Source organism: Streptomyces sp. NPDC002853, from assembly GCF_053591915.1.
The window spans coordinates 142,052-166,667 of the sequence record NZ_JBSFUS010000005.1 but is presented as its reverse complement, the minus strand read 5'-3'; the positions used below and the strand labels follow the sequence as shown (position 1 = coordinate 166,667).

Below are 24,616 nucleotides of genomic sequence, written 5' to 3'. Positions count from 1 at the left end.
CGCCCCCAAGCGCACCCGCGTTGGGAGCACACGTTGGCACCCCGTTTCCGCACGAGAACCCGTACGAGGCGACTCATCGGCGTCGTCGGCACCACCGCCCTGGCCACCGGGGCGGCCCTGCTCACCGTCCCGTCGCAGTCGGCCGCGGCGGCCTCCGCGGCCGTCACCGTCCGGCCCGACCCCTCCTATCAGCACGAGAAGTTCGAGGGCTGGGGCACGAGCCTGGTCTGGTTCGCGAACGCCACCGGCGACTATCCGAAGGAGATACGCGAGAAGCTGGCCGAGCTGCTCTTCGGTGACGACGGGCTCGGCCTCAACATCGCCCGCTACAACATCGGCGGCGGCAACGCCCCCGACGTCAAGGACTATCTGCGCCCCGGTGGCGCGGTCGAGGGCTGGTGGAAGGCACCAGCGGGCACCACGCGCGAGGACACCGACTGGTGGAGTGCCGCGGACAAGGCCGATTGGAACCCGAAGGCCGACGCCACCCAGCGCTGGTGGGTCGACCGGATCAAGAAGGACGTCGACCACTGGGAGACGTTCAGCAACTCGCCGCCCTGGTTCATGACCGAGAGCGGTTACGTCTCGGGCAACTTCGACGCGGGCACCGACCAGCTCAAGACCGAGTCGGTCGACGACTTCGCCTCCTACCTGGTGGGCGCGACCGAGCGGCTCGAGAAGGCCCACGGCATCAAGGTCGACACCCTCGACCCGTTCAACGAACCCAACACCGACTACTGGGGAACCCGCCTCGGCGCGGACGGCGAGCCGGTCGGCGGCCGGCAGGAGGGGGCCCACATCGGTCCCGAGCTCCAGCAGAAGGTGATCAGCGCCCTCGACCCGGTGCTCAAGAAGGCCCGGAGCGGCACGGAGATCGCCGCGATGGACGAGACCAACCCCACCACCTTCACGCGGAACTGGAACACCTACCCGCGGGGCGTACGGGACGCCGTCGGCCAGCTGAACGTCCACACCTACGGCACGGACGGCCGCACCAGTGTGCGCGACCTGGCCAAGGCCGAGGACAAGCCGCTGTGGATGAGCGAGGTCGAGGGCGACTGGGGTGACGGGCAGGACTTCGACGACATGCGGCCGGGCCTCGGCATGGCCCAGCGCATCGTGGACGACCTGCGCGAACTGGAGCCCAAGGCCTGGGTGTTCTGGCAGCCGGTCGAGGACTACGACAACATGAAGCCGGGCGGCGAATCCGCCAAGGGCGGCAACTGGGGCAGCATCCAACTGCCGTTCAGCTGCACCTCCGAGGACACACTGGAGACCTGCCCGATCCGGACGAACACCAAGTTCGACACGGCCCGCAACTTCACCCACTTCATCAGGCCCGGCGACCGGCTGGTCAAGGTCGACGACACCTCCAGCGCGGCCGCCGTGACCCGCAAGGGCAACGGCGCGACGGTCGTCCACGTCAACAGCTCGACCGCCGCGCGTACGGTCACGGTCGACCTCTCCAAGTTCGGCCATGTGAGCGGCAAGGCCACCGTCACGCCCGTGGTGACCAGCGCCGAGGGCAAGCTCGAACGGCATGACCCCGTCGACGTCAGCGGCAAGAAGGCCACCTTCGAGGTGCCCGCGCAGTCGGTGACGTCCTTCCTCGTCAAGGGCGTCTCCGGAGTGGCGAAGGACGCCGCCCCGCTGCGGAAGAACCACACGTACGAGCTGACCGGCGTCCAGAGCGGCAAGGAACTCACGGTCGGCGACGACGGCACCGGCCTCGTCATCACGTCGGCGGCGGACACGGCTGACCAGCGCTGGCGGCTGCGGCAGATCAGCGGCGACACCGGCAATCAGCGGCGGTACGTCTTCACCAGCTCCGCCGAAGGCAAACGGCTGGCCGTCCGGGGCGGCGTCCCGGTGGTCGAGGCCGACACCGGTCCCCGCGGCAAGGCCGCCCAGTGGATCATGTCCACGACCGGTGACGGCACATGGACCCTCGTCAACGCCGCCACGGGCAGGCTCCTGGAGGTCGGTGGCCAGGCCACGCACGACGGAGCGGCCGTCACGACATGGACACCGAACTCCGGCGCCAACCAGCGCTGGCGGGTGACCGACGTGACCTGACCTCGAACGGCCTCCCACCAGGCACGATCACAGTGCGCGACTGTTCGATATGCGCAGGGTTACCTGGCGTGTCACGCTGAAGGGGACCAATCCGCCCTCACCAGGAGTGAACTCATGGGCAAGCAAAAGCGGTCCGCCGACCCGTCCCGTCAGGCCCCCGCCCGGCAGGAGCCCCCGCAGCGGGGCCGTCGCGACCAGGACCCCGCGCAGCCGGGCCAGCACCGCCAGCAGGAGCGTGAGCAGGGCGCCGAGCGCGCCCAGCGTCGTCAGGACACGGACGACGACCTGGTCTGACGCACGGACCGCGCATGGCCCCGAGGGGCGCACCCAAGCGCTTGGGTGCGCCCCTCGGCAGCGTTTGCGACGCAATCGCCGATCACTGAGATCCCACGCCGGGGGTACTCGTCCGCGTCAGCGTCGTGATGACCACGTCCCGAGGCCTCGCCGCGGCGCCCTACCGGCCCCCAGGAGAAGACATGACCACGCAGCACCGGACAGTCGACGAGTCGTACTGGATCGCGACCACCCCCAGCACCGGTTATCCGGCCCCCGAGGCGGATCTGTCGGCGGACGTCGCGGTCATCGGCGGTGGCATCGCCGGGCTCTGCACCGCCTGGGACCTGGTCCGCGCCGGCCTCGACGTCGTCGTCCTGGAGGCCGACCGGATCGCCGCGGGCGTGAGCGGCTACACCACGGCCAAACTGTCCGCCGCGCACGGCCTCATCTATGCCGGCCTCGAGGCCAAACACGGCGCCGACGACGCCCGGCTGTACGCGCTCTCGCAGCAGGACGCGGTCGAGCGGACCGCGGCCCTCTGCGCCGAACTGGACATCGACGCGGAGCTGGAACGCGCCCCCGCCTTCACCTACGCGCAAGACCCCGCACGCGTCGACGAGCTGCGGCAGGAGGCCGATGCGGCGCGCCGGGCCGGACTCGACGCGTCCTTCGTGACCGAGACGGAGCTGCCCTTCGAGGTCGCGGGCGCGGTCCGCGTGGAGGGCCAACTGCAATTCCACCCACGCAAGTTCCTGCTGGGCCTCGCCGAGAACATCACCCGCGCCGGAGGCCGCATCTTCGAGCGGGCCCGGGTCACCGGGCTGCACGACGGCGCCCGCTGCCGGCTCACCACGGAGTCCGGGATCACGGTCGACGCACGCGACGCGGTCATCGCCACGCACTACCCGATCTTCGACCGCACCCTGCTCTTCACCCGGATCAAGCCCCGGCGCGAGCTGGTGATCGCGGCGCCCGTGCCGTCGGACGCGGCGCCCGACGGCATGTACATCACGCCCGAGGGCGGCACCCGTTCGCTGCGCAGCGCCCCCTACGACGAAGGGCGCCGGCTGCTCATCGTCACCGGCGAGTCGTTCACCCCGGGCACGGGCGGCGTCAGCGAACGCTTCAACCGGCTGGACGCCTGGGCACGCGAGCACCTGCCGCACTTCGCCGAGAAGGGCGAGGCCTTCCGGTGGGCGGCGCAGGACAACGACTCCGCCGACCAGCTGCCGTACGTCGGCCACGCCCACCCCGGCACCCAGCACGTCTTCGTCGCCACCGGCTTCGGCGGCTGGGGCATGAGCAACGGCGTGATGGCGGGGCGCCTGCTCACCGCCCACATCGCGGGCGGACCGCGACCGGCCTGGACCGAGCTGTACGACCCGCGGCGGCTGCCCCCGATGCGCGACGCCGGGCAACTGGTCTCCTATCAGGCGTCCGCGGCGAAACACTTCGTCGGTGACCGGCTGCACACCAGCCACGTCGACTCGCTGACCGACATCCCGCCCGGCAGCGGAGCGGTCGTACGCGTGCAGGGCAAGCGGTGCGCGGTATACCGGGACGAGAGCGGGAACACCACCGCGCTCTCCGCCCGCTGCACCCATCTGGGCTGCCTGGTGCAGTTCAACGACGCGGAGTGCGTCTGGGAGTGCCCCTGCCACGGCTCGCGCTTCGCGACGGACGGCTCGGTCCTGCACGGCCCGGCCACGCATCCCCTGGAACCGCGCGAGACCCCGGATTCCCCGGCCTAGGAGAGGTTGTCGCTTTGGTGGCTGTGGACGGATTCACCGACCGGCTCGACTACCCGATGTACGTGGTGACGGTGGCGGGCGACGACGCACCGGCCGGCTGTCTGGTCGGCTTCGCCTCGCAGTGCGCGCTGGAGCCGCCGCGCTTCGTGGTGTGGCTCTCCCGGGCCAACCACACGTATCAGGTGGCCCGGGAGGCGGCGTTCCTCGGCGTGCATCTCCTCAGGCGCGATCAGCACCACCTGGCGCAGTTGTTCGGCGGCGAGTGCGGCAAGCGCGTGGACAAGTTCGCCCGGGTGCGGTGGGAGCCGGGCGCGGGCGGGACTCCCGTGCTCACGGACTCCTGCGCCTGGTGGGTCGGCAAGGTCGAGCGGCACGCCGACTGGGGAGATCACGTGGGCTTTCATCTCACTCCGGTGGAGGCGGGTGCGAACCCGCCGCCGCACGAGGAGCTGCTCCGCCTGAGCGACGTCTCCGACCTCTCCCCCGGCCATCCCGCGTGAAGCCGGGACCGCGATCGGGCAGGACTATCCTGGAGCTTGTCAAGGACCAACGGCAGCCTGCGCCCTCAGCTGCTGGAGGCGGCCATGAAAGGCGAACACCCCGGCCCGCGCGACCCGCCTCGGGCCGGCGCGACCGCGCCGCACACACACCGGGCCCATCGTCTGCGCCACCTGCTCACCTACCTCTACACGCCGCTCTTCCTGGCCCTCGCCGTGCTCTTCGGGGTGTGGGCGACGCGTTCCCTCAGCGGCGAACCTCCCAGCCCCTGGGCCTTGGCGGGCCTCGCGCTCCTCTTCGCGATCCTGGCTCTGCTGGCCCTGGCCGTCCTCACGGCCCTGCACCACCACCACCGGGACCACAACGGCCCACAGCACTGAACCAGGAAGGGGAGACATGGCCGGCCAGAAGGCTGTGATGCGGGAGCTGCTCCGGACGTCCGGGCAGACGTACGCGGCGGAGGCCGGCATCAAAGCGGCCGACACCCCCCAGCCGCTCTATCGCACGCTCGTCCTGTCGTGTCTGCTCAGCGCCCGGATCCGGGCATCCGTGGCGGTGTCGAGTACCCGCGCGCTGTACGAGGCGGGGATGGGCGGTCCGCGCCGGATGGCCGACGCCACCTGGCAGCAGCGGGTCGACGCCCTGGGACGCGGCGGCTACCGGCGCTACGACGAACGGACCGCGACCCAGCTCGGTGACGGCGCCCGGCTGGTGCTCGACGAGTGGGGCGGGGACCTGCGCCGGATGCGGGAGAGGGCCGACGGCGACGCGGCGGACCTGAAACGGCAGCTTCAACGAGTGCCGGGTCTCGGGCCCACCGGCGCGGACATCTTCCTGCGCGAGGTGCAGGACGTGTGGACCGAGTACGCGCCCCGTTTCGACGCCAAGGTGCTGCAAGGGGCCGAGCGCCTCGGGCTGCCCGAGGACACGTCCGCACTGCTGCGGCTCGCGGGCGACGAGAAGCCGGGCGTGACCGCCGCGGCGCTCGTCCGGGCCGCCCTCGACCGGAAGCTCGCGCAGGCCGCCCGCGGCTCCGCGTGACTCCTGAGGCTGTTCAGTCCTGGCAGAGGCAGAAGGGGTGGCCCGCCGGGTCGGCGTAGACCCGCCAGCCCCGCTCGCCGCCCTGGTCGTCGAGGTCGAGCGGTGTCGCCCCCACCGCGAGCACCTCGTCGTGCGCCTTCTCCATGTCGGTGACGGTGAAGTCGAGGTGCAGCTGCTGCGAATCCGACTCCGCCTGCGGCCACTTGGGCGGGCGGTGGTCCGGTGCGCGCTGGAAGGAGATCCGGGCGCCGCCCGTGGCGTACAGGTCGTACCAGTCCTCGTCGTACTGCCGGATCTCGCCGCCGAGCACCGCTTGGTAGAAGCGGGCCAACGGCTCGGGCTCGGGGCAGTCCAGCGCAACCAGGGTGTAGGTCGCGATCGCCATGGGCGGTTCGCCTCCCGCGTCTCGACGTGCAGAGGGGGATCGGGTTCCCCACGGTTTCACCGTAAACCCACCGGTTCCCCGGTGCCCCTTACGGCGCACGCGGCGCACGCGGGGAGCCCCCGCCCGTTCGCCGGCGGGGGCTCCCTCTCTCAACGGCTCTGGTTCTGCGCCTCACGCTGCCGCGCGACCGCTCGCCGTACCGCCGCGTCGATGGCGGGAAGCGACGACTCCAGGTCGCTGAAGACGACGTACTCGACCGTCGCGACCGCGTGCAGCCCGCGGACGAGGAACGCGTACTCCTGGCCCTCCTCCAGGAGCAGCACGATCGGTTTCTCGAAGGCGCTGGCCCAGCCCATCTCTATGTGGGTGCCGGGAGAGGCGGGGAGCCCGGGGAAGGCCACGAACACGTCGGCCTTGCGGATCTCCTCCTGGTCGAGGGGGGTGCACTGATCGGGGGACATCAGCTCCGCGCCCCATGCCTCACGGCGGTGCGCGTTGTGGACGCTGAACCCGTGCCCCTCGAAGTGCTCGATCAAGAAGGCGAAGGGCGCCCGCGTCCCCGACGGCATCTCACCCGTGCCGGGATCGAGCAACTGGAGGAAGGGCCCCGCGAGGAACAGGGTGTTGACGCCGAGCTCACCGGCGAGCTCACGGGCGGGTGTCATCGTCATGCGGAGACCTCCTGGTCGGCAGCGGTACGGGGGAATCGGGACAGCATCATGCGGCGGTACAGGGGCGGGAGTTCGTCGAGCAGTTCACGGTCCGTCCGCGCCTCGAAGGTCAGTTGGCGGTGCAGCTCGAAGAGCCCGGTCACGTCCTGCCAGTAGCGGGGCAGGTCAAGGGCGCGCAGCGCGGCGGGGCCGAGCCGCAGCCGGTCGGCGCGCAGTCGCGCCTCGATCCGCAGCACGTCGCGCACATGCGGCCAGTTGTCCCCGGCGGGCATCGTGGGGAACGGCTCCGGGTCCGGATGGTCCGCGCCCTCCCGCAGGACGCGTTCCACGAGCGGGGCGTCACTGTCGTACACGTGCAGGGAGCCCACCTGGTGGACGTAGCTCCCGACCTCGACCCCCAACTGGCCGGCGAGCATCTCCAGGAGGAAGGTGAAGGAGAAGACGTCGCTCACCATGCCCCGGTAGGCGTCGTTGGCGCGCATGTAGCCGACTGCGTGCAGCTTCCCCTCGCGGAGCATGAACTGCAGGGCGAGGGTGCACGCGACGTCGATGTTGCCCGGCTCGCGCAGCTCGCCCGGGTGGAAGATCTGCACGACCGCGCGTTTGCTGTCGGGGTCCTCCGCCAGTACGTCGATGACGCTGCGCCACTGGTCGAGGCCCGTGCCCCGGTAGTCGAATATCCGTGGCCCGTAGGCGGTGCCGGTCAGGGTGGCGCCGTCGGACGAATACTTGCGGATGCTCGGCGCGTAGTGGGCGACGAGCGCCAGGTCGGCCGAACCGGACAGGTACCAGAGGGCTTCGGCGAAGTTGAAGACCAGGTTGGACCTGCGCGCCGGCAGCGCGACATGCCGCTGGACGGGGCGGCGGACCAGGAATCCGGCGCCCAGTCGCTCACGGCTGGGAAAGCCGCGCGGGGCGTTGCGGAAGGGCGCGCCGAGGTAGGTGCTCCGCAACTCCGTCAGGTAGGCGTCCTCGACGGTTTCATAGGTGCTGTGCACGTGACCCCCGTCAGTCCTTGTAGAAGCACTGGATGTACGCGTCACCCGAGGTGCCGTAGGTGTATTCGGTGGTGTCGTACGCGGTGTACGGGTGGCGCTCCACGCGGATGGTGCGGAAGTGCTCGACGTACTGCCAGCGCAGCTCGGGCTTGGTGCTGAAGAAGGGGATGAAGACCCCGCCGGGTCGCAGCGCGCGGACGACCTCCGGCATGGTCCTGCGCCACAGTTCCTCGTCCTTCCACACCTCCATGTCGAGCGCGGGGTCGAAGAACATGCCGTCGATGCTCTCCGTCTCCAGATCGAAGACCCGCTCGAAGAAGTTGCCCCGCTCGATGGAGAGCGTGCCGGGCAGTTCCGGGTGCTGCTCGCGGAAGAGGTCTTCGACCTCCCCGAAGAGTTCGAGGACGGTGTGGCTGCGGGTGGCGGGGTTCTCGGCGATGCGCAGGGCCGAGAGCCCGAGGCCGAGGCCCACCTCGTAGAAGTCCTTGCCGTGGCGGCAGAGCATGTCGGCGCTGGCCCACATCAGGTCGCGTTCCCAGGCCTGCATGGCCTGTTCGCCGCCGATGCTCAGGGTCAGTTCGCCGTCGTGGTCGATGAGCTGGATGTCCGGTGCGGGGCTCTTCTCGGGGGTCTTCTCCATGACAGCCGTCCTTCGTCGTGTGGGTGCCGGGGTGGGCGGGGCGCCATTTCAGTCGTGGCCCGGGACGACTCCGAAGTGCCGCCGGGCGGTCGAGACAGCGAGGTCCTGCACGGCGAAAACCGTGAAGTAGTAGGCCTGCGGGGCGGTGTCGGGCGCGAACCGCACCTTGAACACGACGTCCCTGGCACGGTCGTCGGAGGCCCGCACCTTGATCCGTTCCGGTTCCACGGTGGTGTCGTCGCGCAGGTAGCTCGGCAGGAACAGGCCGAGCCGTACGGGGCCGGGTCGCGCGGCGGTCAGCGAGGCGCGCACTTCGAGCACACCGCCCTGCTCCACCTCGTCGGCGGCGTAGGCGAGCAGCCGGGGTCCTTCGGGGACGCGGAAGGTGACGTCGCCGCAGCGCATGCACACCACGCAGAGGGTGTCGAGGATGTGTGGGAGCAGTCCTCGGCGGGCGAACTCCTGGGCGGGGCGGCCGCAGTGGCAGACCACCTCGTGCACATCGGGGTCCAGGGAGCTGCGGTCCCCGAAATGGGCGGGGTAGTTCATGATCTCGTTCTCGGGGTTCTCCGAGACCTGTCCGGCGATCACATGGTCGAGGGACTGCAGGTCCGCCGAGAGGGACGAGCGGATCTCCTCGGGCGACTGGTCCGCGAGGTGGGTGGGCCGGGCCACCAGGAGGTCCACCTTGCGGGCGAGCTTGCCCAGGCGCGGGCGCAGGCCGTGGTTGTGCGGCAGCAGCTCCGACGTGAGCAGCGCGGAGAGCCGGCGGCCGACCGTGAGGACCAGCGGGTCGGGCGCGTGGTCGGAGGGCGGCGGCGGGGCGGGAGTGTCCTCCGGCTGTCCGGGCAGCCCGAAGCGCATGAACGCGGGGTAGGGATGCGAGCCCGCCAGGCTGGCGTTGAGGGTGTCCACGGAGTCCGCCCCGGTGGCGGCGGCGCGCATCCAGGCGACGTTCTCGGGCCGGTCGGAGTCGTGCACGGAGACGGCGGACACGATCGTGCGTGCGGGGCTGTCGAGGGCGTTGAGCAGGAGTTGGTACTTGGGGTCGTAGAGCGCGAGGTCGGCGAGCGGACCGCTGTTGCAGGCGCTGAGGACCAGTTCCGTCGCCTCGACCTTGTTGAGCGGAACGAGCTTGTCCTCGGGCTTGTAGCAGGGCAGTCCGTAGGCGCAGCGGGGGGCCAGCACACCGGGCTCGGCGGTCGCGGTCTCGTTCAGGCCGCAGATGGTGAACTCGCCGAGGTTGATGCTGTCGTCCTTGCCGTGGCCCTGGAAGACGACGCGACGCCACCGGGTGCCGAGGATCTCGGCCTGGATGTCGTGCCGTTCGAAGTCACGGTCGTCGAAGACCTTGACCCCGGGGAGCCGCGGCGGCCGGTCGGTGTCCGTGAACAGGCCGAGCGCTTCGAGGTCCGCGGGGATCCTGGCGTACTGCTTGGCGATGTTCCACGCCACCGACGCCCCGTCCCGGCCGCTCAGCAGGGACAGGCCCCGCCGGGCGTCCCGGTAGGTGGCCAGGAGCAGCGGGCGCACCGGGTCGAGGTTGAGCCGGGCGTAGGTGCCCACCAGCAGGAGCGTGCCCGGGGGCCGGTCGTGGAAGCCGGCGAGGTCGTCCTCGGTGAGCCACTCGCGGGCGAGCGGGCGGGCCAGATCGACGACGCCGTCGGCCAGTTCGGCGGGGCCGAGCACGACGCCGAAGTCCAGGGGCTCGGGCCACCGCACCCCGGAGTAGAGGCGCGAGGCGAGCCCCACGCTGTGGACCAGGTCGTCCCGCTCGTCGACCGGGACGGGGATCGGCGTGCGCTCGGGGGCGCCAAGGAACTCCCTTACGGCCAGAGGGAGATCGGCGTACTTCACCGGCCTGAACAGCGCGTTGTCCGATGCTGCGTACGACCGCTCGTGGCGCTGTCGGGAGACGGCAGACTTCATGAAGCGTTACCTCGTGTTCTTACGCTGACCCTGCGAGGAGTGATGTGTCGGGCGGGTGAGTGTTCCGGGATAGCCGGGGCGCGGGATGGCCCGTGACCGGCCGGGACGCGCGGCGGCGGTGAACGGCCGGGCGACGCGGTGGCCGCCGGCCGGCCGGGACACACGGAGCTCGGCGACAAGGCCGGAGCGCCCGCCCGGCGGCGGGCACGCCACCCCTGCCCGGTCACCGCTCCCCCGCTTCGGTGGGCACGCGGGCCGCTGCCGTGCGCCCCATCAGGTCCCGGCAGGCGAAGGCGACCAGGGCGGCGACGAGTGACGTGCCGAAGGCCGCGGCGAAGACGCCTCGCGGGCCCGCCGGTTCCATGAGGAGTCCGCCCGCCTGCTGGCCGAGCGCGTCCCCCACCACGGTGGCCAGGGACGCCCAGGTGAACGCCTCGGTGAGGGAGTCGCTGTCGGCGAGCAGACTGACCAGGGACATCTCGCTGGCGGAGACGAGCGCGATGGGCACGCTGCCGACCGCGAGCGCGAGCGCGAGGGTGAGCTGGGAGGTCGCGAGCAGCGGAAGACCGGTGCCGACGGCGAAGGCGAGCACCAGGCGCGGGAAGCGCAGGTGCACGGCGACCTCGGACTGGGAGCGGCCGAGCCACAGGGCGCCCAGGGCGCTGCCGATGCCCCAGCAGGCGTACACCAGGCCGGTGCTGCCCCGTGAGCCGTGGTCGTCGACGAAGGCGGGGATGGCCAGCGTCATCAGGCCGACGGGCACGGCGCTGAGTGCCATGACGGCGGTCAGCGCGAGCATCGGCGAGGAGCGCAGCGGGCCGAGGAGCCCGCCACGGCCGGTCCCGTCCCCCGTGTCCGCCGCGTTTTTGCCCGGCGTCGCGGTCTTCCCGTCGGCTTCCTCGGGTACGCGGGTGAAGGCGAGGCCGATCGCCCCGACGCCGCCGATCACCGAGACGGTGGTCAGCGCGGCCCCGGCGGAGCCCGTCAGCATCAGGGCGGCGAGCATCAACGGCGCCCCGATCACGAGGACTTCGGTGAGCAGCGCCTCCCACAAGTAGGCGGTCTCCCGCTCGTCGTCACGCAGCGGCAGCCGCGCCCACAGCGAGCGCATGCAGGCGTTCGCCGGGGGCAGCGCGATACCGGCGAGCACCGCGAGCGCCGGCTGCGCCCAGTCACCCGGCTCGGTCGCCCAGACCAGCGCGCCGAGCGCCGCCGGGTAGCCGATGCCGGTCAGCACCAGGACGGTCCTGCGGCCCCGCCGGTCGACGCGGCGGGCGACGAGCGGGCTGCCGAGCGCCATGCCGACGGTGTAGAGCGCCGAGACCAGACCGGCCTGGGCGTAGCTGCCGCCCTGTTCGCGCACGAGGAGCACCATGGCGAGGGACATGAGGTAGACGGGCAGCCTGGAGACCACGCTCCACCAGGCGGGTCCCGCGATCTGGCGGCGGGTGAGCAGGGCGGCGAGACGGCGGGCAAGACCGTTCGGCTTCGATTCCATGGTTCCTGTTCCGTGGTGGCCCGCTGCGGGCCGGTGAGGGGGGGTGACTCAGCGCTGAAGCGTTCTGGCCGCCGGCGTCTGGGTGATCACTTCGATCGTGAAGGCGTCCAGTACGCCGCGCATGCGCCGTTCCACCTCGGCGATCGACCCTCCGGTCACGTGCACGTACCCGGACGCGTTGTGCGAGGCACGGCGTGCCTCCACGAGGTCCCCTTCGCGGTATCTGAGGACGCTCTTGACCACGCCGGGCAGCCGCAGCAGTTCCTCCTCGGCGGTGATGCGGTGCACGGTCCCCGAGCCCGGCAGCGGCAGCAGCAGGTCGCCCGCGCAGCGGCGCCCGGAGTAGTCGAGGAAGGGGCGGCGGCCGAGGTGGACGTCGAGCGTGGCGCCGAACACGTCGAAGCCGTAGGCGTATCCGTGGTTGGCGGTGATCTCGCAGCCCGCGAGCCGGACCCCGATCTCGCCCGCGTACACCTCGTCACCGACGACGAAGAACTCCATGTGCGCGTACCCGTGGTCGATCCCCATGCCGGTGACGATCCGCTGGAGCATGCCGCGCAGGTCGAACGGCGGGCCCTCGTCGGTGGCGACGCTGATGTTGGCGTTCATCGCGCCGTCGACGATGTCCAGCGGGCGGCACGGCATCGCACTCGGCCACGCGTCGAGCACCTCGCCCTCGTGGATGAGCGCGCACACCTCCCACTCGGTGCCGCCCAGATGCTCCTCGACCAGCCAGGACCGGCCTTCCAGGGCCACGTCCGGCAGCTGTTCGGGGCCGGTGAGCCGGAAGGTGTCGACGCAGGCGAAGGAGTCCACGGGCTTCAGGACGACGGGCCAGCCGCACCGCGCGGCGAACTCCCCGATCTCCTGTGCCGTGGAGACGCGCGCGTACCGGGCGGTGAGCAGGCCCAGCTCCCGGAACTTGTCCTTCATCGCCGCCTTGTCCCGCACCCAGCTCACCTGACGTTCCGTCATGTGGGGCAGGCCCGCCAGGGCGGCGAACCGCTGGGCGATGTCCTGGCGCGGTTCGGAGGGGTTGCAGAACCGGGTGGGTACGGCGGGGAGTTCGGCGGCCCAGGCGCGGTAGCGGGCCGCCTCTGCCTCCAGCGGAAGCCGCTCGTTCACCCAGAACGCGGGCACGTGCGCGGTCTGCCGCAGGTATGCCTCCGAGAGGTCCTGGCGGGCCGAGGCGAACCGCAGCAGGACAAGGCGGCCGGGCAGGGCGTCCACGGCGTACCGGGTGAAGGAGGAGGCGCGGTCGTCCGCCATCAGGAGCACCGGCGGCGCGTTCACACGCTCTCCAGCGCCTGGCGGACCGCCTTGACCGCGAGGACCTGTTCGGCCTCGGAGAGCTCCGGTGAGAGCGGCACGCACAGGGTGCGGTCGAGGAGGTCCCTGGTGCGGGCGAACCCGTCGCGGCTGAGGGCGAGCGACTGATCGGGGGCGAGGTTCCAGGGGAAACCGTCGGCGTAGAGCGAACGCCGTCCGGCGACCACGGGGTGGTCGGGCAGCAGATACTTGTTGAGCGTCCAGTTCGCGATGCCCCGCTCGGTGAGCGCGGACACGGCGGCGTCGCGTAACTCCCGGCTCTCGCAACGGAACCGCAGGCTGATCTTCACGTCGCCCGCCGCCCTGGGCAGGATGTCGAGTCCGGGTCGGTCGGGCAACTCCTGCATGGCGATGGCGTGGTGGCGCTCCAGGCCGGAGAGCACCTCGTCGAGGTGGCGGAACTGCTGGTACTGGATGGCCGCGACCTCCTCGCTGGTGACCAGGTTCTCGCCGTAGTAGGCGTCCTCGTTCCAGGTGGGGTAGCGGCCGGGCACCCGCGCGGAGCCGTGGTCGTGATAGCAGCGCATCGTCTCCCAGGCGGCCGGGTCGTTCGTGACGAGCAGGCCGCCCTCGCCCGACGTCAGCACCTTGTTGTGGTGGAAGCTGAAGGTGCCCGCGTAACCCCGGGTTCCGGTGTGCCGCCCGTCGGGGAACGTGGCGCCGAGCGCCTGGGCGCTGTCCTCGATGACGTACGGGACGCCGTCGGGCAGCGGCGCAACCGTGCCCTCCATGTGGGCGACGATGGCCCGTTGGGCGCCCTCGGGGATCAGCGAGGTGTCCATGGAGAGCGACTCGTCGACGTCGACCAGGACCGGGATGAGCCCGCTGGAGAGCACCGCGCCCGCCACCGCGACGAACGTGACCGCGGGTATGTGCACGACGTCACCGACGCGCGGGCGGGTGGAGACCAGAGCGAGCCGCAGCGCCTCGGTGCAGTTGTGCACCGCGAGCACATGACCGGCGCCGAGCCGCTCCCCGACCCGCCGTTCGAGGCGCGAGGCGACGCTCTCGGTCTCCGTCTGGTAGCGGAAGAGGACCCCGTGCTCGATCGCGGCGCGCAGCTCGTGCATGTCGGGCCAGTCGAGGTAGTTGGCGCCGTAGGGGAGGAAGCGCAGTCCGAGCCGTTTGTCGAGGGTCATGTCGCGTCAGCCTCCGTGATGGGGTGCACCGAGGCGTCGACGACCATCTCCTGGCCTCGGTAGTTGCGGAGCAGCAGGCCTTCGGGAACGCGGGAGAAGTACGGCTGGGCGATGGGGATCTTGCCGATCTTCGTCGTCAGCACGTACTGCGGTACGCCGAAGCCGGTGATGTGCCCCTGCAGGCCCTCCATGATTTCCCAGCCCTTCTCGATGGAGGTCATGAAGTGGGAGACGCCGGTGACGTTGTCGCAGTGGTAGAGGTAGTACGGCCTGACCCTGATGCGCAGGAGCTCGGTCATCAGGGTGCGCATGGTCGTCACGTCGTCGTTGACCCCGCGAAGGAGAACGGTCTGGTTCCCCACCGGGATGCCGTGGCGCAGCAGCCGGTCGACCGCGGCCGCGGACTCGGGGGTGATCTCCTTCGGATGGTTGAAGTGGGTGTTCAGCCAGACCGGGTGGTAGCGCGCGAGCATCTCGCAGAGCTCGTCCGTGACGCGTTGCGGCAGCAGGACGGGGAAGCGGCTGCCGATGCGGATGATCTCCACGCTGGGGATGGCCCGCAGGCCGGAGATGATCTCCTCCAGCTTGCCGTCCCGGTACGAGAGCGGGTCGCCGCCGGTGAGCAACACGTCCCGGATCTCGGGGTGTTCGGCGATGTAGCGCAGGTCCTCCTCGAAGGACTCGCCCTCGTTGTCGCGGAAGTAGCTGCCGTCGACGTCGGTGGTGTGGAACTTGCGTGTGCAGTGCCGGCAGTAGACCGGGCAGGCCTCGGTGATCAGCATGATCACGCGGTCCGGGTACTTGTGCACCACCCGGTTGGTCTTGCGGTAGAACATGTCGCCCACGGGGTCGACCTCGGCACCGCTGAACTCCGCGAGCTCGCCGAGCGCGGGTACGGCCTGCTGCCGGATCGGGCAGGTGGGGTCGTCCGGGTCCATCAGGGACGCGTAGTACGGGGTGACGCTCCAGCGGTACTTGCCCGCTGACTTGTCGATGGCCTGTTCCTCGTCGGCGGTGAGGTTGATCCACTGCCGCGCCTTGTCGACGTTGGTGACACGCTTGCGCATGTGCCAGCGCCAGTCGTTCCACTCCGCCTCGGTGATCTCGGGGATTCCCGGCCGGTCCGGTACGGGGTGGCGGTCCGCGTCTGTGGCTCCAGGAGTGCGGGGCATGGTGTCTCCAGGTTCTGCGGGTGAGTGACCTGTCACAGGGGTGCGAGGGAGAGCTGGCGCAGGGTGCGGGCGACGCGCTGGGCGCCCCGCAGGTCGTCCGCGGCGCCGTCGAGCGCGGACCACGGGTCCGGTGCGCCCGGCTCCCCGCGGGCCCAGAGGGAGGGATCGCCCGGGTCGGCGGCCACGGGGACGGGGACCGCGAGGGCGACCCGGTCGGCCAGGTCGCGCTGCCCGTCACCGAGCGGTGGCAGGAAGGCGAGCGGCGCGCGGCGGGCCTGGGCGAGCGCCACCGCGCCCAGGGTGGGCGCGGCCAGGAGCAGTTCGGTACCGGCGTGCAGGGCGTCGACATCGGTGTCGGCGGCGCGATGGACCCGTACGCCGTCGAGCCCTGCGAGCGTGGCACGCACACTCTCGACGCGCATGTCGCACACCACCTCGCACCGCTGGGTGCGGCGCACGGCCTCGGCGGCGAGCTGCCGCAGCGTCCCGGAGACGTACGCGTCCACCTCCTCGGCAGGGACGCCCCACAGCGAGAGCAACAGCAGGGTGCCGCCGCGCTGCCGCCCGCGAGCCGTCCGAGCGGGGGCGAGCACCCCGGTGGCGCGCGCACCGCCGGGAGTGGCGGGCCACGGCCCCGGGAGCCATCCCGGACGGTGCACCCGGTGCAGTGCGCCGTCGGTCGCGGGGGCGACGGAGGCGCTGTGTCCCGAGTGGAGCCGCACCACCGGTACGCCGAGGTCGAGCAGACGGCGGGTGGCGGCGTCGTCGTCGCAGACCAGGGCCACGTCCGGTGGCGGTCCGTCACCCGCGGTGGGCTCCAGGTCCGTCAGGTGCGCGGCGATCCGTCGCCCGGCGAGGAGCGAGTCGAGTTCCTCGTCCCGGGTCACGAGCAGCACCCGGCGCGGGGCGGGCCCGGACGGCAGCGGGGCGGTCCCGCCGGGGCTCAGTACTGCCACGGCGCCGCCGCCCCGAGCCGTGCGACGTCGTCGCTGTAACCGGCGGCCGTGGTGGAGCAGCCGCCGCACATGTCGGGGCCCCGCTCGCGGAAGAAGTCCGCGTGGCTGCGGAAGACCGGGGTGTCCAGGTGGATGGCGCCGCCTTCGCGCAGCGGGGCCCCGCCCAGGTCGTCCCCCTCGCGGTGCGGGAGGCAGCTGCAGGCGTACATGCGCCCGTACTTGCCGTCGATGTAGATCACGTCGTCCACGACATGGCACAGGGGCTCGGAGGCGCGCGGGGTCAGCGATTCCGCGAAGTAGCGGTCCTGCTCCTCGCGGGTGTCCCCGTAGAAGCGCTTGCCGAGGGGCACGAGGTGGGTGGCGGGGTCGGCGTCGTAGATCGGGTCGCAGACGGCGCGCACGTGATCGGGGTCGGGATAGGTGATGGAGCGCTCCAGCTTCAGTGCGGAGAGTTCCCACTGCTTGACGCCGGCCTCGGTGAGGACCTTCTGCAGCTGCGGCATTTCTGTGTAGTTGTGCGGCCCGACCACGGTGTTGACCCGGGGCAGGACGCCGAGGGCCGCGGCGTCGCGCAGCCCTTGCAGGCCGTTGTCGAACATGCCGGGGGAACGCCGGTAGACGTCGTGTGTCGCGGCGGAGCCGCCGTCGAGGCTGACGATCACCTGGGCGAGGCCCGCCTCGGCGAGACGCGGGGCCTTATTCGGCAGCATCATGCCGTTGGTGATGACGGACATCTTCATGCCCGCGTCCGTGCCCGCCCGGACGAGGTCGACGATGTCCCGGTGCATGAGCGGTTCGCCGCCGGTGAACCGTACGTACGCCACGCCGGCCGCGCGGGCCTTGGGCAGCAGGTCGGCGAAGTCCTCCGGCGAGAAGCGGAACGTGTCGCGGGACAGCGCGAACTCGCACATGAAGCAGTCCGCGTTGCAGGCTTCCAGGATCCTGATGAAGAGGTAGCGCTGACGTTCAGTCATGTACGTCGATGCCTTCCTGGACGGTACGCGGAGCCGAGGGTCCGGCGGGGCCGGGCAACGGCTCCCTGTCGAGTACGCCGAGCAGGGCGTCGGCCACCTGGGCGGCGCCGCCGATGCCGACGTGGGCGGCGAGTCCTCCCCACACGGCGCCCTCCGAGGCGCGCCGCAGGGCCTCGAGCACGCCGTCGCGCACGGCGGTCACGCTGCCCGGGGCCTCGCGCTCCCCGGCAGCGGCGGTGATCCCCCCGTAGATGACGCGGAGTGCCGCCTCCTCGCCCTGCGACCGGCGGGCCAGGACCTCGCTCTCGGCGAAGACCGACGGCGGCCAGACGACTCTGACGTCGGCGAGCACGGCCCGGCTGTGGAAGCGGCCGTTGAAGATCTGGCTGAGGTTCTGCGGGGGCAGGCAGACCGTGGGCACCGAAAGGCTGCCGGCCTCCAGCAGGGTGGTCAGACCCGGCGAGGTGAGCAGCAGGTCGCAGGCCGCGAGCCGGTGGAGGAACTCGCCGTGGGAGAGCGGGCCCGCCGTGACGCGCAGGCCCGCGCCGCTCGCCGCGCAGAGCCGCTCGGCGAGATCGGCGGGCAGATTGCCCGCCACATGGGCCTCACGGACCCCATACGTTTCGAGGGCTTCGAGCACCGCGGGCACGACGATCTCCGGATAGCGCGTCCAGTCGGCGAGGCCGGGGGCGCGCAGGCCACCCAGGTTCACCAAGGCGCGCCGAAAGGGTTGTGGCCGGCTGCGCCGGGGCGCGGGGGTGTCGGGCGGAGCGCCGATCACGGCCTCGACCCAGCGCAGTTCGCGTACGGAGGCCAGCACGCCGAGACACTCCTGCGGCAACTCGACGCACTGCTGCGCGCAGTAGACGGAGACCTTCAGCGGAAGATCGGCCAGGTCGCCCTCGGTCCACAGGAACGGCAGGCTGTCCACGAACACGGTCGGCACACCCGCTGCCTCCAGGGCCATGGCCGCCGGCCCGTCGAGCACGACGACGGCGGCGTCGATCCGCTCCGCCTCCACGGCCTTCGCCACGGCATCGGCACACTCCCCCGCCGGGCCCCCGACCGGCAGGTCGTACCAGCGGTCGACCGCGTGCGGGGCCAGGAGTGGGCGTGCGAGGCCGGACGCGAGGCCGACGAACCTCAGCGGACGAGCGGAACGTTCGCGCAGCGCGGCAAGGACGGCGCTCAGCTTGCCCGAGCTTCCCCAGCCGAACTCGGCGCCCACGACGGCGACGGTGGCCGGTCCGGCTTCGGTGGCCGTGGAGTGTGCGCCGGGGGCGGGGGCGGGTTTCTCCCGGACGTCCAGTGGGTCCGGAGGGCGTACACCGTGCATCGTTCTGACCAACTCCCTTGCTGGGGCCGGAGTGTGGCCCCGTCGGGTGAGTGCGGGGAGGGAATGCCACGTCGGGATGTCGGGTGCATTCGGGCCGTGCCGCAGCGGTCGTCCACGGCGGCCCTGGCGCAGAGGGAGTCCCTCCGCTTGCCCCACGATCACCCCTGTCACCAGGCGACGCAAAGGCCCCCCTGTCACCTTCTGGCCATCCAGAAGTAGTTGCGAACCTATTGCAATAAGACGCGCACGCGCCGCGCCCGGACTCACCCGAATGACACGTCCCAAGCCCCGTCATCCCTAGGGCGAACGGAGTGCGCGCGTGGCCGTGGCTGCGCCCGACACCCTCTCCAACAAGCCGTTTTGGCGACCGAAGACGGTCAGGGGGACACCCCGGAACAACGACCGAAAGAGGCCACTGGCACATGCCGTGCGATGAGCTTCCTGGACGCTCCCCCACCCGGCCGACAGGCACCTTCGTCCGAGCTTCGCGCATCTTTACGCCACTGCCTTGATACTGACCTCGGGACCTCGGGTCCCAGCGACACCCAGCCTTGCCGATGTCACCAGGAGGTACCCGTGAAGATGCTGATCAACGTCGCGGAGACAGTCGTAGCGGACGCGCTGCGAGGCATGGCTGCCGCGCATCCCGACCTGACGATCGACGTGGAGAACCGCGTGATCGTGCGCAGGGACGCTCCCGTCGACGGGAAGGTGGCCCTCGTCTCCGGCGGCGGTTCCGGACATGAGCCGCTGCACGGCGGGTTCGTGGGGCCGGGGATGCTCTCCGCCGCCTGCCCCGGTGAGGTGTTCACCTCACCCGTGCCGGATCAGATGGTGCGGGCCGCGGCCGCCGTGGACAGCGGGGCGGGGGTTCTGTTCGTCGTGAAGAACTACACGGGGGACGTCCTCAACTTCGACATGGCCGCGGAGCTCGCCGAGGACGAGGGCATCCAGGTCGCCAAGGTGCTCGTCAACGACGACGTGGCCGTCACCGACAGCCTGTACACGGCGGGACGTCGCGGCACCGGTGCGACGCTCTACGTCGAGAAGATCGCGGGAGCCGCGGCCGACGAGGGCATGCCGCTGGAGCGGGTCGAGGCGATCGCCCGGCAGGTGAACGAGAACGCGCGGAGCTTCGGGGTCGCCCTGAGCGCCTGCTCCACGCCCGCCAAGGGCAGCCCGACCTTCGATCTGCCCTCCGGCGAGCTGGAGTTGGGCGTCGGAATCCATGGCGAGCCAGGCCGCGAGCGGCGCCCGATGATGACGTCGAGCGAAATCGCGGAGTACGCCGTGAACGTGGTGCTCGATGACCTCAGCCCCCGAAACCCGGTGCTCGTGCTCGTCAACGGCATGGGGGCCACTCCCCTCCTCGAGCTGTACGGATTCAACGCAGAGGTCCAGCGTGTCCTCGCCGAGCGCGGGGTCGTCGTCGCGCACACGCTGGTCGGCAACTACGTGACGTCGCTGGACATGGCCGGGGCCTCCGTCACGCTGTGCCAGGTCGACGAGGAGCTGCTGCGGCTCTGGAACGCCCCGGTGCGTACGGCGGGGCTTCGCTGGGGTATCTGATCCGCACCGGCTTCCCGCCCTCACCACGTACGACTCGTGCCACTCGTGCCACTCGTGCCACTTTGCCCAATTGTTCTACCGCGCAAGGAGTTTCCGTGCTCGATGCCGCATTCTTCCGTCACTGGCTGACCTCGGCCGCCGCACTCGTCGACCGGGAGGCGCAGCGGCTCACCGAGCTGGACTCGCCGATCGGCGACGCCGACCACGGCAGCAACCTGCAGCGCGGGTTCACCGCCGTGGTGGCCACGCTGGAGAAGGAGGCGCCTGCCACGCCGGGGGCCGTGCTCACCCTGGCGGGACGGCAGCTGATCTCGACCGTGGGGGGCGCGTCCGGGCCGCTCTACGGCACGCTGCTCCGGCGCACCGGCAAAAGCCTCGGTGACGCCGCCGAGGTCAGCGAGCAGGAGCTCGCCGACGCGCTGCGCACGGGCGTGGACGCCGTCAGCGCGCTCGGTGGCGCGGCACCCGGCGACAAGACCATGCTGGATGCCCTCGTCCCCGCGGTCGACGCGCTCTCGGAGTCGTTCGCCGCGGCGCGCACCGCGGCGAACGAAGGCGCCCTGGCCACGACACCGCTGCAGGCACGCAAGGGGCGGGCCAGCTATCTCGGCGAGCGCAGCATCGGGCACCAGGACCCCGGGGCGACCTCGTCGGCGCTCCTCTTCGACGCGCTCGCGCAGACCGCGGAGGCCGGCCGTGACTGACGACAAGCTGGTCGGCATCGTCCTCGTCTCGCACAGTGGCCCCGTCGCCGAAGCCGTCGCCGCCCTCGCCACGGGGCTCGCGGGCGGCGGGTCGACCGCACCCGTGGCCGCCGCGGGCGGCACCGAGGACGGCGGCCTCGGCACGAGCGCGGAGCTCATCTCCGCGGCGGCGGCGAAGGTGGACGGCGGCGCGGGCGTCGCGATCCTCACCGACCTGGGCAGCGCGGTCCTTACCGTGAAAGCCCTGATCGCCGAGGGCGACGAACTCCCGGAAGGCGCCCGTCTGGTGGACGCCCCCTTCGTGGAGGGTGCGGTCGCGGCGGTGGTGACCGCCTCGGCGGGCGCCGACCTGGCGGCGGTGGAGGCCGCGGCGACGGAGGCGTACTCCTACCGGAAGGTGTGAGGCCAGGAGGTCAGTTCTGGCGGACGGGTCAGTTCTGGCGGAGGAACTGCCGGGCCAGCGCGTCACCTTGGGTGACCGCGGCCTGGTGGCTCTCGATGGGGGACGCCCTGGGACCGTCGAAGACGATGTAGGTGACACCCGCGCCGGTGCCGCCCGTCCTGGGGTCGGGGTTGATGCCCAGCGACTTCGCCGCCGCGTACGACGCCTCGCCGATGAGGTCGGTGGGCCCCGTGTCGCCGACGACGGCGTACAGGACCTTGCCCTGATGAATCACGGCGACCACCGAGCCACCCGTGATGCCGTGCTTCGCGTAATTCCAGCGGCTGCTAGGGCCCGGCACGACGACGTACGGGAGCTGCTCCGCGCTGAGCTGGCGGCCGTTGGATTCCTGGAACGCGGTGGTGTCCTGGAACTGCGGGTCCGTGCGCCGGTTGCAGGCCCTGCTCGGCCGGCCGTCGCAGTCGATGTCCATGTCGGCCTTCCAGAACACCGCGCCCCGCTTGCCGCAGACGGGGATGTCCGCACGGGCTCCGCTGTCCGTACGGTAGTTGCCGCTCGACACCTGCTCGCAGGTCGTCACCTTGGCCAGGAGCGCGGCGGCGGACACGGTTCCTTCCTGGGGGTACGCCGCGGCGGGCAGAGCCGCGGGGGCGAGCAGGGTGGTGACGGTGGCGACGGCGAGCGCCGGAACTCTGGTACGCACGAGAAAGGGCCTTCCGTGGGGAGGGACTGACGGCCGGTCGGACGGGAGGGGGCCGACGCCGGGAGCACGTGACCAGACATCCCAGTCTGTCCCGGGTCCTACACCTCGGCCGCCGCCGCGGTACGGACGGCGCACGCCGGACCTCTTGATGTGCACCCGACAGCCCTGTCAAATAGGTCCGGACCAATGCCGCCCGAACGGAAGGCACGACCGTGCGACGGACCCCCCACCTGTCCGCCATCCTGGCCGTCACCGCCTGCACCCTCACCGCCTGCGCGTGGGGCGGCGACCCGGACGCGAAGGACGTGCAGCCCCCGGCCGCGCCCCGCGGCGTCACGGTCCAGGCGGGTAGCGCCACCACCGCCCACGTCATGTGGAACCAGGCGACGGACGACACGAAGGTCACCGGCTACGACGTCTACCGGGGCACGACCAGGGTCGAGCGCGTGCCCGGCGGCAAACACATGGTGGACGTCGTCGGCCTGAAGCCGTCCACCGCCTACACCTTCACCGTCCGCGCCCGGGACGCCGAGGGGAACGTCGGTCCGGCCAGCAAGAAGCTGACGGTCACCACACCCGCCGCGGCCTCCGCCGACCGCGAGCCGCCGTCCCGCCCCGGCTCCGCGCGGGGCACGGTCGAGGGAAGCCGGGCGGTGACGTTGTCCTGGGGAGCCGCCAAGGACGACAAGGGCGTCGCCTCGTACGAGATCTACCAGGGGTCGTCGAAGATCCACAGCGTGGGCGGGAACGAGCGCGGGACCCTGATCACGGGGCTGCGGCCGGGCACCGCCTACCGCTTCACCGTCAAGGCCCTGGACGCGGCAGACAACGCGTCCCCCGCGAGCCGCGCCGTCCGCCTCACCACGGCGGCGGGCCGGGACGACGGGAGCGGGACGGCACCGACGGACTTCCGCGCGACGACCCGCCTCGCCGACGGGGCGTACTACATCGACCTGGCGTGGACGCCGCCGCGCACCGGAGGCGCGGTGGCGGAGTATCAGATCCATCTCGACGGGAAGAATGCCACCTCGCTGGTGTTCGGCGGTACGGCGCCACGGGGCAAGGCCAAGCACAGCTTCTACGTGGGCAGGAAGCCGGGCGACAGCCACCGCGTGAAGCTGCGGGCCAAGCTCCCCGACGGGACGTGGGGCGGCTGGTCCCCCGAGCGGACGGTCACCACGGGTCCGCGCCCCTGAGCCGGGCCTGGCGTCGGGCGGGGCGTCGGCTGTCGGCCGTACGAAGGATTCCGTCACCTGCCCGGTGGCTGTCCGCATGCGGCCCTGCCGGATGGCACGTTGGCTCATCGGCAGGTAGCACGGGCGCTTCCCTACCCCCGGCGGCGCATGGGATGTACCGCCTCCCGTGCCACCGGAGGGCAGACTCATGCGCACTACTCAGATATTCGTCCGCTCCGGCCTGACCATCGCCGCCGCGGCTGCGCTTCCGATGGCACTGACCGCTCCGTCGGCGTTCGCCGCCGCCGGAGGAATCACGGTCACCGCCAGGGGATCGACGGTCACCGTGACCACGGCGGCGTGCCCCGACGGGGGCAACGCCTCGCTGATGAGCAACGGCCAGGCGAGCTTCGCCCAGGGCAAGCAGATGGAGCTGACGGGCGGCAGCGCCTCCTGGCAGAACGTCAGCACCGGCCTGCACACGGTGGCCGTGATCTGCGAGGACGGCACGACGGCCGGTTCCCAGACGGTCACCGTCGGGGCGTCGCCGACCACCGCGTCCACGACGTCGCCCGCGCGCGGCGTCCGGGGCGGCCTCGGTGGCGGCAGCGAGGACCACGGCACGACCACCCTGGTCGCGGGCGGGGCCCTGGTGGTCCTGGCCGCGGGCGGTGGCGGCGCCTGGTACCTGCGTCGCCGCGGTGCGCGGCACCGGCTCTGATCCAGGGCCGCGAAGAAGCGGCTGCCGCCGGCCCCGGCTCAGACCGGGACCGGCGGCAGCCTTCGTGCACGCGGGCATCAAGCATCATGCACGCGGCCGTCAGGCGTCCGGTGACGTGTCAGGCGCCCCGAGCTCCTCCAGGGTCCGCTCGAGCCACCGCGTCCAGAACGTCTCCAGGTCGATCCCGGCCCGCAGCACCACATGCCTCAGGCGGTCCTCCACCGCGTCCTTGCCCGGCGGGAAGTCCCGCTCCTCGATCTCCTCGTACTCGGCCAACTGCCTCCGGTGCAGGGCGAGATGGCGCCGCAGGTCCGCCTCGATGCCGTCCGTGCCGACGACCGCGGCCGCCCGCAGGCGCAGCAGGAGGGTGTCCCGCAGCGGCTTGGGGTCCTGGCTCGCGGCCGTCCAGCGGGCCAGCTCGGCACGGCCCGCGGGCAGCACCTCGTACTCCTTCTTCTGCCCGCGCGTTGCCTGCTGTTGCTCCAGCGCGCGGATGGCCCCGTCCCGCTCCAGTTTCCCCAGCTCGCGGTAGATCTGCTGGTGCGTGGCCGACCAGAAGTAGCCGATCGACTTGTCGAACCTGCGGGTCAGTTCGAGCCCCGACGACGGCTTCTCTAGCAGGGCGGTCAGGATCGCGTGCGGGAGTGACATGGCGGCCATCCTAAGTACGGC

25 protein-coding genes are annotated in these 24,616 nt (G+C 71.5%); 11 read left to right on the top strand and 14 right to left on the bottom strand.

Annotation, left to right across the window (positions count from 1 at the left end; translation table 11 throughout):
• The first annotated feature begins 33 nt into the window (after positions 1 to 33).
• From ACWD02_RS15040 to ACWD02_RS15015, 6 genes are all read left to right on the top strand, one after another.
• Positions 34 to 2,076: a glycoside hydrolase gene (locus tag ACWD02_RS15040; RefSeq protein WP_451209626.1), complete on the top strand. Its 2,043-nt coding sequence runs from the start codon at positions 34 to 36 to the stop codon at positions 2,074 to 2,076.
• Positions 2,077 to 2,190: 114 nt separating this feature from the next.
• The gene (locus tag ACWD02_RS15035; RefSeq protein WP_451209623.1) at positions 2,191 to 2,370 is read left to right on the top strand and encodes a hypothetical protein; all 180 of its coding nucleotides are present in this window, start codon (positions 2,191 to 2,193) and stop codon (positions 2,368 to 2,370) included.
• Between the two features lie 182 nt (positions 2,371 to 2,552).
• On the top strand, positions 2,553 to 4,103 hold the full coding sequence (locus ACWD02_RS15030) for an FAD-dependent oxidoreductase (protein WP_451209621.1): 1,551 nt from the start codon (positions 2,553 to 2,555) through the stop codon (positions 4,101 to 4,103).
• A gap of 14 nt (positions 4,104 to 4,117) precedes the next feature.
• Positions 4,118 to 4,603 (top strand): flavin reductase family protein, encoded by a 486-nt coding sequence (locus tag ACWD02_RS15025; RefSeq protein WP_451209618.1) that lies wholly within the window; start codon positions 4,118 to 4,120, stop codon positions 4,601 to 4,603.
• A gap of 84 nt (positions 4,604 to 4,687) precedes the next feature.
• Positions 4,688 to 4,981: a DUF6343 family protein gene (locus ACWD02_RS15020; protein ID WP_451209615.1), complete on the top strand. Its 294-nt coding sequence runs from the start codon at positions 4,688 to 4,690 to the stop codon at positions 4,979 to 4,981.
• 16 nt (positions 4,982 to 4,997) lie between these two features.
• Entirely contained in the window at positions 4,998 to 5,642 is a 645-nt protein-coding gene (locus tag ACWD02_RS15015; protein ID WP_451209611.1) for an endonuclease, read from the top strand.
• 13 nt (positions 5,643 to 5,655) lie between these two features.
• Here the strand turns inward: ACWD02_RS15015 and ACWD02_RS15010 are convergent, their stop codons facing one another.
• From ACWD02_RS15010 to ACWD02_RS14955, 12 genes are all read right to left on the bottom strand, one after another.
• The gene (locus ACWD02_RS15010; protein ID WP_451209609.1) at positions 5,656 to 6,027 is read right to left on the bottom strand and encodes a VOC family protein; all 372 of its coding nucleotides are present in this window, start codon (positions 6,025 to 6,027) and stop codon (positions 5,656 to 5,658) included.
• A gap of 149 nt (positions 6,028 to 6,176) precedes the next feature.
• Positions 6,177 to 6,698 carry a nucleoside 2-deoxyribosyltransferase gene (locus ACWD02_RS15005; RefSeq protein WP_451209607.1) on the bottom strand — a complete coding sequence of 174 codons (522 nt, stop codon included), beginning with the start codon at positions 6,696 to 6,698 and terminating at the stop codon, positions 6,177 to 6,179.
• A complete protein-coding gene (locus ACWD02_RS15000; protein ID WP_451209604.1) occupies positions 6,695 to 7,696 on the bottom strand; it encodes a thymidylate synthase in 1,002 nt (333 codons plus the stop codon). The genes ACWD02_RS15005 and ACWD02_RS15000 overlap by 4 nt, the downstream gene beginning before the upstream one ends.
• A 10-nt stretch (positions 7,697 to 7,706) precedes the next feature.
• Complete coding sequence (locus ACWD02_RS14995; RefSeq protein ID WP_451209601.1) at positions 7,707 to 8,336, bottom strand: class I SAM-dependent methyltransferase; 630 nt, start codon at positions 8,334 to 8,336, stop codon at positions 7,707 to 7,709.
• A gap of 48 nt (positions 8,337 to 8,384) precedes the next feature.
• The gene (locus ACWD02_RS14990) at positions 8,385 to 10,265 is read right to left on the bottom strand and encodes a hypothetical protein (protein WP_451209598.1); all 1,881 of its coding nucleotides are present in this window, start codon (positions 10,263 to 10,265) and stop codon (positions 8,385 to 8,387) included.
• 223 nt (positions 10,266 to 10,488) lie between these two features.
• Positions 10,489 to 11,763, bottom strand: coding sequence for an MFS transporter (locus ACWD02_RS14985; protein ID WP_451209596.1), 1,275 nt, complete (start codon positions 11,761 to 11,763; stop codon positions 10,489 to 10,491).
• A 48-nt stretch (positions 11,764 to 11,811) separates the two neighbouring features.
• Positions 11,812 to 13,056, bottom strand: coding sequence for an ATP-grasp domain-containing protein (locus ACWD02_RS14980; protein WP_451209593.1), 1,245 nt, complete (start codon positions 13,054 to 13,056; stop codon positions 11,812 to 11,814).
• Positions 13,053 to 14,231, bottom strand: a complete 1,179-nt coding sequence (locus ACWD02_RS14975; protein ID WP_451209590.1) for a DegT/DnrJ/EryC1/StrS family aminotransferase — start codon at positions 14,229 to 14,231, stop codon at positions 13,053 to 13,055. The genes ACWD02_RS14980 and ACWD02_RS14975 overlap by 4 nt, the downstream gene beginning before the upstream one ends.
• Positions 14,228 to 15,403, bottom strand: coding sequence for an arginine 2,3-aminomutase (blsG, locus tag ACWD02_RS14970; RefSeq protein WP_451209588.1), 1,176 nt, complete (start codon positions 15,401 to 15,403; stop codon positions 14,228 to 14,230). Before blsG ends, ACWD02_RS14975 begins: the two co-directional genes overlap by 4 nt.
• A gap of 32 nt (positions 15,404 to 15,435) precedes the next feature.
• Positions 15,436 to 16,359, bottom strand: coding sequence for a CGA synthase-related protein (gene blsF / locus ACWD02_RS14965; protein WP_451209586.1), 924 nt, complete (start codon positions 16,357 to 16,359; stop codon positions 15,436 to 15,438).
• Positions 16,347 to 17,333: a cytosylglucuronate decarboxylase gene (blsE, locus tag ACWD02_RS14960; protein WP_451209582.1), complete on the bottom strand. Its 987-nt coding sequence runs from the start codon at positions 17,331 to 17,333 to the stop codon at positions 16,347 to 16,349. Before blsE ends, blsF begins: the two co-directional genes overlap by 13 nt.
• Positions 17,326 to 18,669: a hydroxymethylcytosylglucuronate/cytosylglucuronate synthase gene (locus ACWD02_RS14955; RefSeq protein ID WP_451209580.1), complete on the bottom strand. Its 1,344-nt coding sequence runs from the start codon at positions 18,667 to 18,669 to the stop codon at positions 17,326 to 17,328. The genes blsE and ACWD02_RS14955 overlap by 8 nt, the downstream gene beginning before the upstream one ends.
• A gap of 576 nt (positions 18,670 to 19,245) precedes the next feature.
• On the opposite strand from ACWD02_RS14955, the gene dhaK reads away from it, so the two are divergent.
• The 3 genes from dhaK to ACWD02_RS14940 all read left to right on the top strand — a co-directional run bounded on the left by dhaK (position 19,246) and on the right by ACWD02_RS14940 (position 21,345).
• On the top strand, positions 19,246 to 20,238 hold the full coding sequence (gene dhaK, locus ACWD02_RS14950) for a dihydroxyacetone kinase subunit DhaK (protein ID WP_451209578.1): 993 nt from the start codon (positions 19,246 to 19,248) through the stop codon (positions 20,236 to 20,238).
• A gap of 95 nt (positions 20,239 to 20,333) precedes the next feature.
• Positions 20,334 to 20,942 carry a dihydroxyacetone kinase subunit DhaL gene (gene dhaL, locus ACWD02_RS14945; protein ID WP_451209576.1) on the top strand — a complete coding sequence of 203 codons (609 nt, stop codon included), beginning with the start codon at positions 20,334 to 20,336 and terminating at the stop codon, positions 20,940 to 20,942.
• Entirely contained in the window at positions 20,935 to 21,345 is a 411-nt protein-coding gene (locus ACWD02_RS14940) for a PTS-dependent dihydroxyacetone kinase phosphotransferase subunit DhaM (RefSeq protein WP_451209573.1), read from the top strand. The genes dhaL and ACWD02_RS14940 overlap by 8 nt, the downstream gene beginning before the upstream one ends.
• A gap of 28 nt (positions 21,346 to 21,373) precedes the next feature.
• On the opposite strand, the gene ACWD02_RS14935 is transcribed toward ACWD02_RS14940, so the two are convergent.
• Positions 21,374 to 22,048 (bottom strand): glycoside hydrolase family 75 protein, encoded by a 675-nt coding sequence (locus tag ACWD02_RS14935; RefSeq protein ID WP_451209570.1) that lies wholly within the window; start codon positions 22,046 to 22,048, stop codon positions 21,374 to 21,376.
• Positions 22,049 to 22,260: 212 nt separating this feature from the next.
• Between ACWD02_RS14935 and ACWD02_RS14930 the strand changes: the two genes are divergently transcribed.
• Both ACWD02_RS14930 and ACWD02_RS14925 read left to right on the top strand, forming a co-directional pair.
• Positions 22,261 to 23,244 (top strand): fibronectin type III domain-containing protein, encoded by a 984-nt coding sequence (locus tag ACWD02_RS14930; protein WP_451209567.1) that lies wholly within the window; start codon positions 22,261 to 22,263, stop codon positions 23,242 to 23,244.
• Between the two features lie 187 nt (positions 23,245 to 23,431).
• Positions 23,432 to 23,944: a hypothetical protein gene (locus ACWD02_RS14925; protein WP_451209564.1), complete on the top strand. Its 513-nt coding sequence runs from the start codon at positions 23,432 to 23,434 to the stop codon at positions 23,942 to 23,944.
• Positions 23,945 to 24,043: 99 nt separating this feature from the next.
• Here ACWD02_RS14925 and ACWD02_RS14920 read toward each other — a convergent pair whose 3' ends face one another.
• Positions 24,044 to 24,595, bottom strand: coding sequence for a PadR family transcriptional regulator (locus tag ACWD02_RS14920; protein WP_451209561.1), 552 nt, complete (start codon positions 24,593 to 24,595; stop codon positions 24,044 to 24,046).
• Positions 24,596 to 24,616 lie beyond the last annotated feature (21 nt).

Coding starts and splice junctions, on each gene's coding strand:
- ACWD02_RS15020 (WP_451209615.1), top strand. CDS start 4,688: ATGAAAGGCGAACACCCCGGCCCGCGCGACCCGCCTCGGGCCGGCGCG.
- ACWD02_RS14925 (WP_451209564.1), top strand. CDS start 23,432: ATGCGCACTACTCAGATATTCGTCCGCTCCGGCCTGACCATCGCCGCC.
- blsE (WP_451209582.1), bottom strand. CDS start 17,333: ATGACTGAACGTCAGCGCTACCTCTTCATCAGGATCCTGGAAGCCTGC.
- ACWD02_RS15015 (WP_451209611.1), top strand. CDS start 4,998: ATGGCCGGCCAGAAGGCTGTGATGCGGGAGCTGCTCCGGACGTCCGGG.
- ACWD02_RS14955 (WP_451209580.1), bottom strand. CDS start 18,669: ATGCACGGTGTACGCCCTCCGGACCCACTGGACGTCCGGGAGAAACCC.
- ACWD02_RS14985 (WP_451209596.1), bottom strand. CDS start 11,763: ATGGAATCGAAGCCGAACGGTCTTGCCCGCCGTCTCGCCGCCCTGCTC.
- ACWD02_RS14995 (WP_451209601.1), bottom strand. CDS start 8,336: ATGGAGAAGACCCCCGAGAAGAGCCCCGCACCGGACATCCAGCTCATC.
- ACWD02_RS14975 (WP_451209590.1), bottom strand. CDS start 14,231: ATGACCCTCGACAAACGGCTCGGACTGCGCTTCCTCCCCTACGGCGCC.
- blsG (WP_451209588.1), bottom strand. CDS start 15,403: ATGCCCCGCACTCCTGGAGCCACAGACGCGGACCGCCACCCCGTACCG.
- ACWD02_RS15035 (WP_451209623.1), top strand. CDS start 2,191: ATGGGCAAGCAAAAGCGGTCCGCCGACCCGTCCCGTCAGGCCCCCGCC.
- ACWD02_RS15005 (WP_451209607.1), bottom strand. CDS start 6,698: ATGACGATGACACCCGCCCGTGAGCTCGCCGGTGAGCTCGGCGTCAAC.
- ACWD02_RS15030 (WP_451209621.1), top strand. CDS start 2,553: ATGACCACGCAGCACCGGACAGTCGACGAGTCGTACTGGATCGCGACC.
- ACWD02_RS14990 (WP_451209598.1), bottom strand. CDS start 10,265: ATGAAGTCTGCCGTCTCCCGACAGCGCCACGAGCGGTCGTACGCAGCA.
- ACWD02_RS15010 (WP_451209609.1), bottom strand. CDS start 6,027: ATGGCGATCGCGACCTACACCCTGGTTGCGCTGGACTGCCCCGAGCCC.
- ACWD02_RS14920 (WP_451209561.1), bottom strand. CDS start 24,595: ATGTCACTCCCGCACGCGATCCTGACCGCCCTGCTAGAGAAGCCGTCG.